Raw genomic sequence first — 14,717 nt, 5'->3', positions numbered from 1 at the left:
CACGCGCACCGCCAGATCGCGGTTCGACGTGCTGTCCGCCAGGCCTTACGCCTGGTGGACAGGGCGCCGGCTTCCGGCGCGGCCGTCGCGTTCCGCCGTCCCCTCACATTCGGGTATGTAGAAAATGAATGTAGAAGCTCTCGATTTGCTAGCCACGTCCGTTTTCCTGGTCAACGAGCGCGGTCATATCGAATACGCCAATGCGGCCGCTGAAGATCTGTTCGGCCGCTCGCGCAAGCAACTGGGCGGGCAATCCGCCGCCACGCTGTTCGACAGTCCGGAAAACATCCAATCCTCCATCGACCGCGCAGCCGCAGGGCGCTATGCCGACGTCAGGCAACTGGCCTCGTTGCGCCGCGCCGCGGAATCCGTGGAAGTCTCCGTGACGACGGTCGGACTGACGGGCCAGCGCTGGCCCGTGCTGATAGAAACCCGCGAGATCGAGCAGCGCGTGCTGGCCGACCGCAACCACCGCCTGGTTGACGAGATCGAAGCCCACCGCGAACTGCTGCGCAATCTGGCGCATGAAGTCAAGAATCCCCTGGGCGGCCTGCGCGGCGCCGCGCAATTGCTCGAAGCCGAACTGCCCAGCGCGGCGCTGGCCGAGTACACCCAGGTCATCATTTCCGAAGCCGACCGCCTGCAGGCGCTGGTGGACCGCCTGAGCGGCCCGCAACGTGTGCCGCTGAACGCGCGGCCGGTGAACATCCATGAGATCTGCGAACGCGTCTGCGCGCTGATCCAGGCCGAATTCCGCAATGACGTCACGCTGCTGCGCGACTACGACGCCTCGGTGCCGGACCTGAAGGGCGACGCCGCCCGTCTGATGCAGGCCGTCCTGAATGTGGCGCGCAACGCCGCGCAGGAACTGGTGGCGCGGCCCCAGGGACCGCAGACCGAACCCGGCGTGGTCACGCTGCGCACGCGCGTCGCGCGGCAGGTGATGCTGGCCCACCGCCAGCATCGTCTGGCGCTGGTGCTGTCCATTACTGACAACGGTCCCGGCGTGCCGGATCAGATCCGCGACCGCATCTTCCATCCGCTGGTCACGGCGCGGGCGGGAGGCACCGGCCTGGGCTTGAGCCTGGCGCAGGACTTCGTGCAGCAGCACGGCGGCATCATCGAATTTGAATCCCGGCCCGGCCGCACCGAATTCCGCCTGGTCCTACCGATGGAGCCTGCACACTGATGAAACCCGTATGGATCGTCGATGATGACCAGGCCATCCGCTGGGTCCTGGAAAAAGCCCTGGCGCGCGCCGGTGTGCCCACCCGCAGTTTTTCGCAATCGGCCGACGTGCTGGAAGCGCTGTCGCACGAAGCGCCCGCCGCGCTGGTGTCCGACATCCGCATGCCAGGCGGCAACGGCCTGGAGCTGCTGCGCCAGTTGAAGGAACGCAACCCCGGCCTGCCGGTCATCGTCATGACCGCGTTCGCCGACCTGGACAGCACCGTTTCCGCCTTTCAGGGCGGGGCGTTCGACTACCTGGCCAAGCCGTTCGATGTGAACGAGGCGGTGGCGCTGATCCAGCGCGCCATGCAGGAATCCGCCGAGCCTGAAAGCCCCGAAGGGCAGGGCGAATCGGCGCAGAACAACGAGCGGTGGATGATGACGCAGTCCTCGTCCACCGCCATGCAGGAAGTGTTCCGCGCAATCGGCCGGCTGGCGCAGTCCAAGGTCACCGTGCTGATCACCGGCGAATCCGGCACCGGCAAGGAGCTGGTGGCGCGCGCCTTGCACGGCCATGGCGTGCGCGCCGGCGGACCCTTCGTGGCGCTGAACGCGGCGGCCATTCCGCGCGATCTGCTGGAGGCCGAGCTGTTCGGCCACGAACGTGGCGCGTTCACGGGCGCCAACAACCTGCGTCGCGGCCGCTTCGAGGAAGCGCATGGCGGCACGCTGTTCCTGGACGAAATCGGCGACATGCCGATCGAGTTGCAGACGCGCCTGTTGCGCGTGCTGGCAGAAGGCAGCTTCTACCGCGTCGGCGGCGCGCAGCCGGTGCGCGTCGACGTACGCATCGTCGCCGCCACCCATCAACCGCTGGAACAGCGCGTGGAACAGGGCCTGTTCCGCGAGGACTTGTTCCACCGCCTGAACGTGATCCGTCTGCGCCTGCCGCCGTTGCGCGAACGGGTGGAGGACATTCCGGCGCTGGCCGGCCACTTCCTGACCGCCAGCGCCCGTGCGCTGGGAGTGCCGGTCAAGCGCCTGACGCCGGAAGCGCTTGCCGTGCTGTCCAAGTTCGATTTTCCGGGCAACGTGCGCCAGCTGGAGAACTTCTGCCATTGGCTGACCGTGATGGCGCCCGGCCAGACGGTCGAGCCGGCGGACCTGCCGCCGGAAATCCGCGCCATGGAGCACCAGCCGCAGCCGAGTCCCGCGCCGTTGCGTCCGGCCGTGTCCATGGCCGGCGTGGGCACCGTGGTTCCGACCTCGGCGCCCATGGAAGCGGGCTCTCCACGCAACTGGCAGGACTCCCTGCTGCGCGACGCGCAGTACCGGCTGGAACGTGGCGAACCGGCGGTCATGGCCACGCTCACGCGCCAGTTCGAGAAGATCCTGCTGCAAAGCGCGCTGGATGCCAGCCGCGGCCGCCGGGTCGAGGCCGCCAGCCGCCTGGGCATCGGCCGCAACACCATCACGCGCAAGCTGCGCGAGTTGGGCATCGAGGACGAATAAGGCGCGCGGCCGCGCGCCTTATCCCATCCCCAACAGGCTCTCGCAGAGGCGCGGCGATTTCAGCTTCTGCAGCCACCATTTCAGGGCTTCGCCCGGCGGCTCCGAGCGCCAGGCGTATGTCAGGTGTTCCGTCAGGGACATGCCTTCGTCCGTTTCGCACACCACCAGCAAGCCTTGCGCCAGATACGGCGCGGCCAGGGTCAGCGGCAAGTAGCCGCAGCCCAGGCCGCGCACCTGGGCGTCTATCTTGGCCTGCATGGTAGGCATGACCAGGGTGGGCTGTTCGGCCAGGATGCCGCGCGTCTGCGGCGCCAGGTTACGCGACGTGTCCGCCACCACCACCGCGCAATAACGCGTGATGTCGGCGCGGCTCAAGGGCTGCGGCAGCGAAGCAAGCGGATGGTGCGAGGCCACGCAGAAGCCGAATTGGGATTGGCCCATGGCTTGCGAGCGATAGGGGCCGGTCGGCTCGCCCGCCGCGCCCGCGCCGATGACCAGGTCGGCCCGTCCTGAGGTCAGGGCGTCCCAGTTGCCGCTCAATACCTCGCTGGAAAAGCGCAGCGTGGTGGCGCTACCCAGCGCCTGGAACTCCTCGATCAGGTCGTACAGCGGCCGCCACGGCAGCACCGCGCTGACCGCGATGCGCAACTCCACCTCCCAGCCCGTGGCAATGCGCTTGACGCGGCAGGCCAGGTCGTCCAGCGATTGCAAGACGTGGCGGCCTTCCTTCAGCAGCGTTTCGCCCGCTGGCGTCAGCAGCGCGCGGTGTCCGGATCGGTCGAACAACAGCACGTCCAAGCCGTCTTCCAGCTTGCGGATGGAGTAGGTGACGGCCGAAGGCACCTTGCCCAGTTCGCGGGCGGCCTTGGCAAAGCTGCCGTGGCGGGCGATGGCGTCCACCAGGATCAGAAGTTCGGGGGTGATGGCTTGCATGGTCGGGGGCTTGGCACCAATGTTCAAAAAATTTGAATGGTTTCGTCAAAATATAGCGCCAAACAGGCCAGGCTGCACGCGCACAATATCACTCATGCCGGTGATGCAGCGGGTTCTCGGGAAATGAGGGCCAGGCTGCACAACCATTCACATTATTGAAACAGGAGTCCGCAATGCTTACCACTCGCCGCGCTGCTGAACGGGGTCACGCCAACCACGGATGGCTGGACTCGTTCCACACGTTTTCCTTCGCCAATTACTACGACCCGGCCCACATGGGCTTTGGCGCCCTGCGCGTGATCAATGACGACCGCATCGCGGCCGGCCGCGGCTTCGGCACGCATGGCCATCGCGACATGGAAATCATCACCTACGTGCTGGACGGCGCGATCGCCCACAAGGACAGCATGGGCAGCGGCTCGACCATCCAGCCCGGCAACGTGCAGCGCATGAGCGCCGGCCGCGGGGTCATGCACTCGGAGTTCAACCCGCTGGCGGACCGCGAAACGCACATGCTGCAGATCTGGATCGAGCCCGACGTCACTGGCATTGCGCCCGAGTACGAAGAGCGCAGCTTCAGCGACGAGCAGAAGCGCGGCCGGCTGCAAGCGCTGGTGTCGCCGGATGGCGCTGACGGTTCGATGAAGATCCATCAGGATGCGCGCCTGTATGGCGGGCTGTTCGACGGCGACGAGTCCGCCGCGCTGGAACTGGCCGCCGGCCGCCGCGCCTGGGTGCACGTGGCCCGCGGCAGCCTGACAGTCAACGGCGTTGAGCTGTCGGCTGGCGACGCGCTCGCCATCACCGGCGAGCCTCGCGTCGAGCTGTCGGGCGGCAAGCAGGCCGAAGTCCTGGTGTTCGACCTGGCGTGATGCGTCAAGGCGGGCGGGCTGGATCAGTCCGCCCGCCGCTGTTTTTTCCATGCAGGCGGCAGGCCTTAAGATGGTCCTAGTCCCCACAACCCGGAGAGTCCGATATGTCCACCTTGTCCGAAGCCGGCGAAAGCCAGATTGAAGCCGTCGTCGTGCCGCGCACCAGCGACCTGGGCGGCTTTTCCGTGCGCCGCGCCATCCCGTCCGCACAGCGCCGCACTGTCGGGCCGTTCGTGTTCCTGGACCACATGGGTCCGGTCGAGTTTGCCGCCGGTACGGGCATAGACGTGCGCCCGCATCCGCATATCGGCCTGTCCACGGTGACCTATCTTTACGAAGGCTCCATGGTGCATCGCGATGGCGCGGGCCACACCCAGACCATTTTGCCGGGCGAGGTCAACTGGATGACGGCGGGCCGCGGCATCGTGCATTCGGAACGCTCCTCGCCCGAAAGCCGCCAGGCCGCGCAGCGTCTCTGTGGCCTGCAGATCTGGGTGGGGCTGCCCAAGGAACACGAGGAAACCGATCCGGGCTTCACCCACTACGGCCTGGACGCGCAACCGGTCATCGAAGGCGAGGGCGTGCGCGCCCAGGTGGTGGCGGGTTCGTTGTTCGGCAAGACGTCCTCGGTGAAGACGCTGTCGCCGCTGTTCTATGGCGATCTGCAATTGCAGGCGGGCGCGACCACGGTGCTGCCGGCCGAGCATGAAGAGCGCGCCGCCTATCTGGCGCAGGGCACGGTCGAGATCGACGGGCAGGAGTTCGAAAGCGGCCGCCTGGTCGTGTTTGCGCCGGGCCGCCCCGTGCAGATCCGCGCCAAGACTGCGGCGCGCTTTGCGGTGATCGGCGGAGAGCCGCTGGACGGGCCGCGCTTCGTGTGGTGGAACTTTGTCTCCAGCAGCAAGGACCGCATCGAACAGGCCAAGCAGGATTGGCAGCGCAGCCGCTTCGACCAGATCGTGCCGGGCGACGAGACCGAGTACATCCCGCTGCCCGAGCCGCGCGCCTGAGTCAGCGCTCGAACCGGCCGCGCGCAATCGCCGCGCGGCCGGCGGTATGATGCGCCTCCGACCCTCACAACAAAACGGGATGGAGACATCATGCATCGCTACACATTCAACGCGCTGCGCGGCCTGGCCGCGCTGGCGCTGATCCAGGGCGCTTCGGCGGCGCTCGCTGCCGGCTATCCGGCCAAGCCCATCACCTTCATCGTGCCTTACACCGCAGGCGGCACCACCGACCTGGTGGCGCGCACCGCCGGCCAGAAGGTCGCGGAAAAATTGGGCCAACCCGTCATAGTCGAAAACCGTCCCGGCGCGGGCGGCAATATCGGCATGGACGCCGTGGCCAAGGCCGCGCCCGACGGCTACACCATCGGCTTCGGCGCCATCTCCACCAACGCGCTGAATCCTTTCGTCTACCCCTCCATGCCTTTCGATCCCACCAAGGATTTCACGGGCGTCAGCATGCTGGGCGCTTCCACCGTGGTGCTGGAAGTCGGTCCTGCGCTGAAGGTCGACAGCGTCAAGGACCTGGTCGCTTATGCCAAGCAGCATCCGGGCACCTCGTTCGGCACGCCGGGCACTGGCACGTCCATGCATCTGGCTGGCGTGATGTTCGACCAGCTGACCGGCGCCGGCATGCAGCACATTCCTTACAAGGGCAGCGCGCAGGGGCTGAACGACCTGCTGGGAGGGCACTTGCCGGTGATGTTCGACAATCTGCCGGCGTCGCTGCCGCACATCAAGGCGGGCAAAGTGCATGCGCTGGCCGTGACGGGCAGCAAGCGGGCGCCCGCCTTGCCGGACGTGCCGACGCTGGCCGAGCTGGGCTATGAAGCAGCCGTGGTCGATCCGTGGTTCGCGGTCTATGGGCCTGCGAAGATGTCGCCTGAAGCGACCAAGGCGCTGAGCGAAGCCTTCCAATGGGCGCTGGCCTTGCCGGAAGTGAAAGGCAAGCTGGAGCAGGCCGGTTTCATGCCCTACGGCTCCACGCCGCAGGAAGTGGAACGCCTGACCCAGAGCCAGCACGAGGCCTTCAAGGCCTTGTCGCAGAAAGTGAAGCTGTCGGCCGACTGAGCGGCCGGGACGACTTCAGCGGCCGCGGGCGTAGGCTTGCTCGCGCCGCTCTTCCAGCGCTTCGCGGCGGATGAAGTCGCGCACGAAGTCGCTGGCGGGATGATGGTGCAGGTTGTAGGGCGTGTCCCACTGCGCGATGCTGCCCTTGGACATGACGCCGATGCGGTCGGCGATGGCGAAGGCTTCGGCCTGGTTGTGCGTGACCAGGATGGCCGTGTGGCCGGTGGTCTTGAGGATGTCGCGCACTTCAAAGGCCAGGCGTTCGCGCGTGTCCACGTCCAGGTTCGAGAACGGCTCGTCCAGCAGCAGCAGGTCGGGCGAGGGCGCCAGCGCGCGAGCCAGCGCCACGCGCTGCTGCTGGCCGCCGGAGATCTCGTGCGGATAGCTGTTGGCGGCATGCGCCAGGCCCACCAGTTCCAGCATCTCTTCGACGCGGCGCGCGCGTTCCGGGCGCGCCATCTTGCGCAGGCCGAAGGCCACGTTCAGCGCCACCGTCAGGTGCGGGAACAGCGCGTAGTCCTGGAACATCATGCCCACCCGGCGATGTTCGGGCGCCACCTGCACGGTGGGCGAGGAAATGACGGCGCCATCCAGCAGGATGCGTCCGGCCCGCACTGGCTCAAAACCGGCGATGGCCCGGAGCACCGTGGTCTTGCCGCAGCCGGATTCGCCCAGCAGGCAACCGATATGGCCCACGGGCAGGCCCAGCGTCAGGTCCTGCACCACGGGCTTGAGTCCCGCCGGGGTCTCGTAGGCGAGGGAAAGGTGATCGAGTTCTAACAGATCGGGCACGATGATCAATGTCCCATTTTCAGATTGGTGCGCGCCAGCAGGATGACGGGGAACAGGCCGGCCAGCACGATGGCCAGCGCGGCGACGGCGCCTTCTTCATAGGTGCCGCGGGCCGCTTCGGCGTATAGCCAGGTTGCCAGCGTGTCGAAATTCATGGGCCGCAGCAGCAGTGTCGCGGGCAGTTCCTTCATGGCGTCCACGAACACCAGCAGGGCGCTGGCGGCCAGCGCCGGGCGCAAGAGCGGCAGGTGTACGCGGCGCAGGGTGCCGGCCGAGCTTTCGCCCAGCAGGCGCGAGGCTTGCTCCAGCGACGGCGGAATGCGGGCCAGGCCGGCTTCCAGTGCGCCAGTGGAAATCGCCAGGAAACGGATCGCATAGGCGCAGACCAGCGCGCCCATCGAGCCCATCAGGAACAGGCCCGTGCCGCCGAAGACCTTGGCGACCGCGGTATCTATCCAGACGAAGGGCGTCAGCAGGCCGATGGCCAGCACCGTGCCGGGCACGGCATAGCCCAGGCTGGCGATGCGCGCGCAGGCGCGGCCCGGGTTGAAGCCCGAGCTTTCGCGCAGCGTGCGTCCGGCCCAGGCCACGATCAGCCCGCAAAGCAGGGTGACGATGGTGGCGCTGAAGGCGACGATCAGGGTGTTGCTCAAGCCGTTCAACAGCTGGTGGGAAACGCCGCCAACCAGATGCAGGCGCTTGTAGGTTTCCACGACCAGATAGAGCGCCGGCGCGACAAATCCGATCAGTACCGGTATCCAGCCCAGCGCCGCGGCAACGGCCGCCGCCGGACCGCGCAGGCGGCGCGGCTGCATCGGGCGCATGCGCTGCGTGTTGGCGTAGCGCTGGCGCTTGCGGCCATGGCGTTCCAGCAGGATCAGCCCGATCACGATGGCCAGCATGGTCAGCGCGATCTGCGCCGCGCCCGCCAGGTCCGAACGCGTGACCCAGGTGGTGTAGACCGACACGGTCAGCGTCTGCACGCCCAGGAATTCGGAGGCGCCGATATCGTTCAGCGTTTCCAGCAACGCCAGGCTCACGCCCACCACGATGGCGGGCCGGGCCAGGGGCAGGGCGACCCGGAAGAACACGGCGATGCGGCCGGCGCCCAGCGTGCGGGCCGCTTCCAGGAGACTTGCCGCCTGCGTCATGAACATGACGCGGGTGCTCAGGTACACATAGGGATAGAGCACAAAGCCCAGCACGAAGATGGCGCCGTAGATCGAGCGCAGATCCGGCAGGCGGAACTGGCGCGGACTGTCATAGCCCAGCAGCGCGCGGATCGCCGACTGTATCGGACCGATGGGATGCAGCAGGTCCAGATAGGCGAAGGCGATGATGTAGGTCGGCACCGCCAGCGGCAGCAGCAGCGCCCAGGTCAGCACGCGGCGCGTAGGGAAGTCGTAAGCGGTCACCAGCCATGCCGCGCCGGTACCCAGCAGCGTCACCAGCACGCCCACGCCGGCCAGCAGCATGGCGGTATTGGCCAGCGCCTGGGGCAATACGTAATTGGCCAGATGCTGCCAATGCGAGAGTTCGCCGCCCAGCGCCCACCAGCCCAGCGTCAGGACGGGCGCCAATACGGCCAGCGCGATCAGGGCGGCGCCGGCCAGCCAGCCGGCCCCGCGTTCAGTCCAGCGCAGACGCAGCGGCCGGGGCAAAGAATCTGTGTGCATGCTTCAAAGTCGATTGCATCAATGGCAAGGCCTGCTCCCCCGAAAAGAAGGGAGCAGGCCCTACGCGTGAGCTTATGCGCAGCCCGCGCGTTTGTCACTGCCGCATGGTTTCGCCAAGCCGGCGGGCGTGGCGGTCCACAGGCCTATCAGTTGTCGAAACCGACTTTGTCCACCAGTTCGCTGGCTTGCTTGCGATGCTTGGCGATCTCGGTCAGCGGCAGCGGGTCCACCTTCAGTTCGCCAAAGCTGGCGATCACGGGGTCCAGCTTCACGCCCTTGCGGACGGGGTATTCATAGTTGGCCTGGGCGTACAGGGCCTGGGCGGGCTCGGACACCAGGAAGTCCAGCAGCTTGACCGCGTTGGCCTTGTTCGGCGCATGGGCGGCAACGGCGGCGCCGCTGACGTTCACGTGCGTGCCGCCGCTCTTGGCGTTGGCGAAGGTCGGGCGGATCACCTTGATGGCGTCGCCCCACTTGCGGGCGTCGGTGCCGGGTTCGGCGTTCTTCATGTGGCCGACGTAATAAGCATTGGCCAGGCCGATGTCGCAGATGCCGCCCAGGATGTCGCGGGCCACGTCGCGGTCGCCGCCGGCAGCCTTGCGGGCCAGGTTGGCCTTGACGCCGCGCAGCCATTTTTCGGTGGCTTCGGCGCCGTCATGCGCGATCATGGAGGCGACCAGCGCGGTGTTGTAGGGGTGTTGGCCCGAACGGATGCAGACCTTGCCCTTCCACTTCGGATCGGCCAGGTCTTCGTAGCGGAAGGCTTCCAGCTTCAGGTCCTTTTCCACGTACAGCACGCGGTCGCGCAGTGACAGGGCGTACCACTTGCCGTCGGCGCCGCGCAGGTTGGCGGGAATGACGGATTCCAGCGTTTGCGACTTGATCGACTGGGTCACGCCGCCGTCGACCAGATCCAGCAGGTTGCCGATGTCCACGGTCATCAGCACGTCGGCGGGCGACTTGGCGCCTTCGGCCTTGACGCGCTCCAGCAGGCCGTCCTTGACGAAGACCGTATTGACCTTGATGCCGCTTTCCTTGGTGAAGGCGTCCAGCAGCGGCTGGATCAGCTTGGGTTCCCGGGTGGTGTAGAGGCTGACTTCCTCGGCGGCGTTGGCCGACACGGTGAAGGCGGCGGCGCCGGCCAGCGCCAGGGCGCGCAGCAGCGAATTCAATTGGGGACGCTTGGTCATGACGAGGTGCTCCGGCTAGGGCTGCAGAGGAATTCCCGAGGCTTCAGGCCTTTCCGCTGCTCAAAACAGTCTGCTAACGAAAATGATTATCAAATGAGAACGCGACGATAACAGGAAGCAAAGCGGCGTTCAACTAGTCGTAAGTCAGGCAGGCTTCAGGCTTGATCCCCATCAATACGGCATAAGGGTATTACGGAATAATGAGAGCAGTTATCATCAAGACCCTGTAGAATAGGGTCAACCCTAATGCCGGCCGCGTCTTTTGTGCGGCACGGAATGACCCAGCGGCACAAGCCGGGCTCATGGCCCGGGGCGGTCGCCCCTAATTTGATACGACATGGCTGCTTTCAACACTGAGCGCGTACTAAGCGTGCACCACTGGAACGACACCCTGTTTTCCTTTACCACGACGCGTGACTCGGCCTTGCGGTTCCACAATGGCCACTTCGTGATGATCGGACTGGAAGTTGAAGGCAAGCCTCTGTTGCGAGCCTACAGCATCGCCAGCGCCAACTATGAAGAGAACCTCGAGTTCCTCAGCATCAAGGTGCAGAACGGCCCGCTCACGTCGCGCCTGCAGCATCTGAAAGAAGGCGACACGATCCTGGTCAGCCGCAAGCCCGTGGGCACGCTGGTCGTGGACGACCTGAAGCCGGGCAAGCACCTGTTCCTGTTCGGCACGGGCACGGGCCTGGCGCCGTTCATGAGCATCATCAAGGATCCGGACGTCTACGAACGCTTCGACAAGGTCATCCTGGTGCATGGCGTGCGTTGGGTCAGCGAACTGGCCTACGCCGACTTCATCGAAAAGGAACTGCCGAACAACGAATTCTTCGGCGACGTCGTGCGCGACAAACTCGTGTACTACCCGACGGTCACGCGCGAACCGTTCCGCAACCAAGGCCGCATCACCGAGCTGATGGAAAACGGCAAGCTGTGCGCCGACATCGGCATTCCGCAGATCAATCCGGAAACCGACCGCGCCATGATCTGCGGCAGCCCGCATATGTTGGCCGACATCAGCGCCATGCTGGACAAGCGCGGCTTCACGGTGTCGCCGGGCGTGGGCCAGCCGGGCGACTACGTGGTCGAGCGTGCATTCGTGGACAAATAAGTCCCGGCGCCGGCGCCAAGCCAAAAACCCATCGCAGCGATGCGATGGGTTTTTTGTTTTTTGGCGCGGCGCGACGTGATGCTGCGGCGCCCCTAAGGGTTAGCCCGCTGTAGCCGCCGGCAGGGCAGTTCTTATAATTCGTCCATAAAGTAAACATATTGTCCATAATATGGAAGGATTAAAGAAATGCCATTGGAACAGAGTGACACCGAGCCCCTGACCCCATACCAGTACCCGAATCCGCCCGAGGCCCTGCCAGAGATCGTGATTCCGCATGCGATCCCGACCGACGAAAGGCTGTGGGTACCGCAGGCCGAGAACGTCTGGTTCCGCCCGCTCTGTCTGAACGCCAGTCAGGGCTACTGGATGAACCTGCTGCGCGTGCGCAAGTCAGGCGTGCTCAGCCGCCATCGCCATCCGCAGGCCGTGCATGGCTTCGTCCTGAAGGGCCGCTGGCGCTATCTGGAACACGACTGGGAGGCGACTGAAGGCAGCTACGTGTTCGAGCCGCCAGGGGAGACGCACACGCTCTACGTGCCGCCCGACGTCGAGGAAATGATCACGTACTTCCAGGTCAACGGCGTCATGTACTACACCGACCCCTGGGGCAAGGGCATGGGTTACGAAGACGTGTTCACCAAGATCGACATGTGCCGCAAGCACTTCGCGGACGTCGGCCTGGGCGAAGACTACGTAAAGCAGTTCATACGCTGAAATTCCGCATTCCCACCCGCAGCACATAAACATAATCCGGAGACACCATGAAACGTCGTGCGTTCAATCGCTGCATTCTTTCCGCGCTGCTGGGCAGCGCCGCGCTGGCCGCGGGGCCAGTGGCGCTGGCGCAGAATTTCCCCAACCGGGCCATCGAGATCGTGGTGCCGTTTGCCGCGGGAGGCGGCACGGACGCCATGGCGCGGGCCATGGGCGACGCCTCGCGCACCCATCTGACGCAGCCCATCGTGGTGCTGAACAAGCCGGGCGCGGCGGGCGGGATCGGCCTGACGGAAGTGGCCAACGCCAAGCCCGACGGCTACAAGCTGGCGCTGGTGACGGCCGACATGGTGATCATTCCCCACCTGGGCCTGACCAAGACCACCTACGAGAAGTTCACGCCCATCATCCAGCTCAATGCCGATCCTTCGGCCATCACGGTGGCCGCCGATTCGCCGTACAACACCATCGAAGCGTTCCTGGAGGCGGCCCGCGCCAAGCCTGAGAGCATGCAGGTGGGGAACGCGGGCATCGGCTCGATCTGGCATCTGGCAGCCGCCGCGCTGGAGGACAAGACGGGCGCCAAGTTCAACCACATCCCCTTCAATGGCGGCAATCCGGCAGTGCTGGCCTTGCTGGGCGGACACATCGATGCGGTGGCGGTGAGCCCGGCAGAGGTCATGCAGTACGTCAAGGCCGGCAAGCTCAAGCCGCTGGCGGTCATGGCCGACGCGCGCGTGCCCGGTTTCGAGAACGTGCCCACGCTGAAGGAGCGCAACATCGATCTGTCGATCGGCACCTGGCGCGGCATCGCCGCGCCCAAGGGCACGCCGCAGCCGGTACTGGACGTGCTGGGCGCCGCGTTCCGGCAGGCAGCCGCCGAAAACAGCCTGAAGCGCTTCATGGCGGAGCAGAACCTGGGCTATGCGGTCGCCGATCAACAGACGTTCACGGCGCTGATGGAGCGCGACAATACGACGTTCAAGGCGCTGATCGAAAAGTTCGGCATGCGCCAATAGACTGCAGGCAACGACAAGGAGCAGGACATGGATCTGGGCATTACCGGCAGGACCGCGCTGGTGGGCGGCGCAAGCAAAGGCCTGGGCTACGGCTGCGCGCTGGCCCTGGTGCGCGCAGGCGTCAACGTGGTGATCGTGGCGCGCGGGGCAGAGGCTCTCGAGACCGCGCGGCAGCAACTGCTGCAGGCGCGGACGGACGACAAGTCTTTCGTCAAGGCCGTGGCGGCCGACATTACGACCGCGCAGGGCCGCGAGGCCGTGTTCGCCGCGCATCGCGACTACGACATCGTGGTCACGAACGCGGGCGGGCCGCCGCCCGGGGATTTCCGCGATTGGGGCAGGGAACAGTGGTTGAATGCAGTCGACGCCAACATGCTCACGCCGATCGAGTTGATCAAGGCCACGGTGGACGGCATGGCTGAACGCGGCTTCGGGCGCATCGTCAACATCACGTCCAGCGCGGTCAAGGCGCCGATCGACATCCTAGGTCTGTCCAACGGCGCGCGCAGCGGCCTGACCGGTTTCGTGGCGGGCGTGGCGCGCAGCGACATCGCGGCGCGCGGCGTCACGATCAACAACCTGCTGCCCGGCGCGTTCGCCACGGACCGGCTGAGCTCGGCGCTGGCGGCTTCCGCGGCCAAGACCGGCCAGGACGCGCAAGCCGTGCGCGCCCAACGCCAGGCGGCGATACCGGCAGGACGCTTCGGCAACGCCGAGGAGTTCGGCGCCATCTGCGCTTTCCTGTGCAGCGTCCATGCGGGCTACGTCACCGGCCAGAACGTGCTGGCTGACGGCGGCGCCTATCCCGGCACTTTCTGAGCGGACGGCAATGACGTATCAAGCGGATCTGTTTGCAGGCAAGACGGCGCTGGTGACTGGCGCCACGCAAGGCATCGGGGCGGCGGTTGCCAACCGGCTGGCGTCGCTGGGCGCGCGGACCATAGCCGCCGGGTTGCAATCCGACGCCGGCGAACTGGCGCCGGGTATCGAGGTGCGCCTGGGCGACGTCAGCGACGCGGGCGACGTCGAACGCCTGCTGCAAGGGTTGGACGAGCTGGACATCGTGGTCAACTGCGCCGGCATCATCCGCCGCGGCGCGGAGCATGATCCCGCCGTGTTCGAGCAGGTGCTGGCGATCAACCTGACCGGCACCATGCGCGTATGCGGCGCCGCGCGCGAGAAGCTTGCGCGGCGCGGCGGCTGCATCGTGAACACCGCGTCCATGCTCAGTTTCTTCGGCGGGGCGCTGGTGCCGGCGTATGCGGCGAGCAAGGGCGGGGTGGCGCAGCTGACGAAGTCGCTGGCGCTGGCCTACGCGGCGGACGGCATCCGCGTCAACGCCGTCGCGCCGGGCTGGATCGCCACGCCGCTGACCCGCGCCTTGCAGGACGACCCCGAGCGTTCGGGGCCGATTCTGCAGCGTACCCCGCTGGGGCGCTGGGGCAAGCCGGAAGACGTGGCCGAGGGCGTGACGTTTCTTTGCACGCCGGCGGCCTCGTTCATGACGGGCGTGATCCTGCCCGTGGACGGCGGCTACCTCGTGGCTTGAGCGTTGGCCGCCACCGTGTACGCGCGCAGGCGTTTGCAGGGATAATGGCGGGGCCGCGCCGCAGGGGCGGCCTCGTTACCGCCAACGCCACGTTTTCC

General features: G+C 66.3%; 14 protein-coding genes. 10 read left to right on the top strand and 4 right to left on the bottom strand.

The genetic code is table 11. The annotated features are described in order from the left end of the window. Positions 1 to 124: 124 nt before the first annotated feature. Positions 125 to 1,189: a nitrogen regulation protein NR(II) gene (gene glnL, locus IB268_RS12985; protein ID WP_054454100.1), complete on the top strand. Its 1,065-nt coding sequence runs from the start codon at positions 125 to 127 to the stop codon at positions 1,187 to 1,189. Then, the gene (gene ntrC, locus IB268_RS12980; RefSeq protein WP_054454102.1) at positions 1,189 to 2,682 is read left to right on the top strand and encodes a nitrogen regulation protein NR(I); all 1,494 of its coding nucleotides are present in this window, start codon (positions 1,189 to 1,191) and stop codon (positions 2,680 to 2,682) included. Before glnL ends, ntrC begins: the two co-directional genes overlap by 1 nt. A gap of 18 nt (positions 2,683 to 2,700) precedes the next feature. On the opposite strand, the gene IB268_RS12975 is transcribed toward ntrC, so the two are convergent. Next, positions 2,701 to 3,615, bottom strand: a complete 915-nt coding sequence (locus IB268_RS12975; protein WP_054454104.1) for a LysR family transcriptional regulator — start codon at positions 3,613 to 3,615, stop codon at positions 2,701 to 2,703. A gap of 173 nt (positions 3,616 to 3,788) precedes the next feature. On the opposite strand from IB268_RS12975, the gene IB268_RS12970 reads away from it, so the two are divergent. The 3 genes from IB268_RS12970 (at position 3,789) to IB268_RS12960 (ending at position 6,565) form a co-directional block, all read left to right on the top strand. Continuing rightward, positions 3,789 to 4,487, top strand: coding sequence for a pirin family protein (locus tag IB268_RS12970; protein WP_054454106.1), 699 nt, complete (start codon positions 3,789 to 3,791; stop codon positions 4,485 to 4,487). Positions 4,488 to 4,591: 104 nt separating this feature from the next. Beyond that, the gene (locus tag IB268_RS12965) at positions 4,592 to 5,497 is read left to right on the top strand and encodes a pirin family protein (RefSeq protein ID WP_054454108.1); all 906 of its coding nucleotides are present in this window, start codon (positions 4,592 to 4,594) and stop codon (positions 5,495 to 5,497) included. Between the two features lie 90 nt (positions 5,498 to 5,587). After that, entirely contained in the window at positions 5,588 to 6,565 is a 978-nt protein-coding gene (locus IB268_RS12960) for a tripartite tricarboxylate transporter substrate binding protein (RefSeq protein ID WP_119451583.1), read from the top strand. Positions 6,566 to 6,580: 15 nt separating this feature from the next. Here IB268_RS12960 and IB268_RS12955 read toward each other — a convergent pair whose 3' ends face one another. The 3 genes from IB268_RS12955 to IB268_RS12945 all read right to left on the bottom strand — a co-directional run bounded on the left by IB268_RS12955 (position 6,581) and on the right by IB268_RS12945 (position 10,223). Next, positions 6,581 to 7,357, bottom strand: coding sequence for an ABC transporter ATP-binding protein (locus IB268_RS12955; RefSeq protein WP_054454830.1), 777 nt, complete (start codon positions 7,355 to 7,357; stop codon positions 6,581 to 6,583). A gap of 5 nt (positions 7,358 to 7,362) precedes the next feature. Further along, positions 7,363 to 9,033, bottom strand: coding sequence for an iron ABC transporter permease (locus IB268_RS12950; protein ID WP_054454113.1), 1,671 nt, complete (start codon positions 9,031 to 9,033; stop codon positions 7,363 to 7,365). Positions 9,034 to 9,179: 146 nt separating this feature from the next. Continuing rightward, positions 9,180 to 10,223 (bottom strand): Fe(3+) ABC transporter substrate-binding protein, encoded by a 1,044-nt coding sequence (locus IB268_RS12945; protein ID WP_054454115.1) that lies wholly within the window; start codon positions 10,221 to 10,223, stop codon positions 9,180 to 9,182. A gap of 337 nt (positions 10,224 to 10,560) precedes the next feature. On the opposite strand from IB268_RS12945, the gene IB268_RS12940 reads away from it, so the two are divergent. From IB268_RS12940 to IB268_RS12920, 5 genes are all read left to right on the top strand, one after another. Further along, positions 10,561 to 11,337 carry a ferredoxin--NADP reductase gene (locus IB268_RS12940; RefSeq protein WP_054454116.1) on the top strand — a complete coding sequence of 259 codons (777 nt, stop codon included), beginning with the start codon at positions 10,561 to 10,563 and terminating at the stop codon, positions 11,335 to 11,337. A gap of 186 nt (positions 11,338 to 11,523) precedes the next feature. Continuing rightward, the gene (locus tag IB268_RS12935) at positions 11,524 to 12,051 is read left to right on the top strand and encodes a 2,4'-dihydroxyacetophenone dioxygenase family protein (protein ID WP_054454118.1); all 528 of its coding nucleotides are present in this window, start codon (positions 11,524 to 11,526) and stop codon (positions 12,049 to 12,051) included. A gap of 47 nt (positions 12,052 to 12,098) precedes the next feature. Continuing rightward, the gene (locus IB268_RS12930; RefSeq protein WP_054454119.1) at positions 12,099 to 13,070 is read left to right on the top strand and encodes a tripartite tricarboxylate transporter substrate binding protein; all 972 of its coding nucleotides are present in this window, start codon (positions 12,099 to 12,101) and stop codon (positions 13,068 to 13,070) included. 27 nt (positions 13,071 to 13,097) lie between these two features. Then, positions 13,098 to 13,889, top strand: a complete 792-nt coding sequence (locus tag IB268_RS12925; protein WP_192354350.1) for an SDR family oxidoreductase — start codon at positions 13,098 to 13,100, stop codon at positions 13,887 to 13,889. Positions 13,890 to 13,899: 10 nt separating this feature from the next. Continuing rightward, a complete protein-coding gene (locus IB268_RS12920; protein ID WP_054454123.1) occupies positions 13,900 to 14,619 on the top strand; it encodes an SDR family NAD(P)-dependent oxidoreductase in 720 nt (239 codons plus the stop codon). The last annotated feature ends 98 nt before the right edge of the window (positions 14,620 to 14,717 follow it).

The sequence above is a fragment of the Achromobacter sp. ACM01 genome (assembly GCF_014851745.1).
Taxonomy (GTDB): domain Bacteria; phylum Pseudomonadota; class Gammaproteobacteria; order Burkholderiales; family Burkholderiaceae_B; genus Achromobacter; species Achromobacter aegrifaciens.
Note: the sequence above shows the minus strand (reverse complement) of the source record. Positions and strands in the feature narration are given on the sequence as shown.

Bases quoted from the DNA above. Each gene is read 5' to 3' on its own strand.
- IB268_RS12960 (WP_119451583.1), top strand. From the start codon at position 5,588: ATGCATCGCTACACATTCAACGCGCTGCGCGGCCTGGCCGCGCTGGCG.
- IB268_RS12965 (WP_054454108.1), top strand. From the start codon at position 4,592: ATGTCCACCTTGTCCGAAGCCGGCGAAAGCCAGATTGAAGCCGTCGTC.
- IB268_RS12940 (WP_054454116.1), top strand. From the start codon at position 10,561: ATGGCTGCTTTCAACACTGAGCGCGTACTAAGCGTGCACCACTGGAAC.
- IB268_RS12970 (WP_054454106.1), top strand. From the start codon at position 3,789: ATGCTTACCACTCGCCGCGCTGCTGAACGGGGTCACGCCAACCACGGA.
- IB268_RS12930 (WP_054454119.1), top strand. From the start codon at position 12,099: ATGAAACGTCGTGCGTTCAATCGCTGCATTCTTTCCGCGCTGCTGGGC.
- IB268_RS12925 (WP_192354350.1), top strand. From the start codon at position 13,098: ATGGATCTGGGCATTACCGGCAGGACCGCGCTGGTGGGCGGCGCAAGC.
- IB268_RS12975 (WP_054454104.1), bottom strand. From the start codon at position 3,615: ATGCAAGCCATCACCCCCGAACTTCTGATCCTGGTGGACGCCATCGCC.
- IB268_RS12920 (WP_054454123.1), top strand. From the start codon at position 13,900: ATGACGTATCAAGCGGATCTGTTTGCAGGCAAGACGGCGCTGGTGACT.
- IB268_RS12935 (WP_054454118.1), top strand. From the start codon at position 11,524: ATGCCATTGGAACAGAGTGACACCGAGCCCCTGACCCCATACCAGTAC.
- ntrC (WP_054454102.1), top strand. From the start codon at position 1,189: ATGAAACCCGTATGGATCGTCGATGATGACCAGGCCATCCGCTGGGTC.
- IB268_RS12950 (WP_054454113.1), bottom strand. From the start codon at position 9,033: ATGCACACAGATTCTTTGCCCCGGCCGCTGCGTCTGCGCTGGACTGAA.
- glnL (WP_054454100.1), top strand. From the start codon at position 125: ATGAATGTAGAAGCTCTCGATTTGCTAGCCACGTCCGTTTTCCTGGTC.
- IB268_RS12945 (WP_054454115.1), bottom strand. From the start codon at position 10,223: ATGACCAAGCGTCCCCAATTGAATTCGCTGCTGCGCGCCCTGGCGCTG.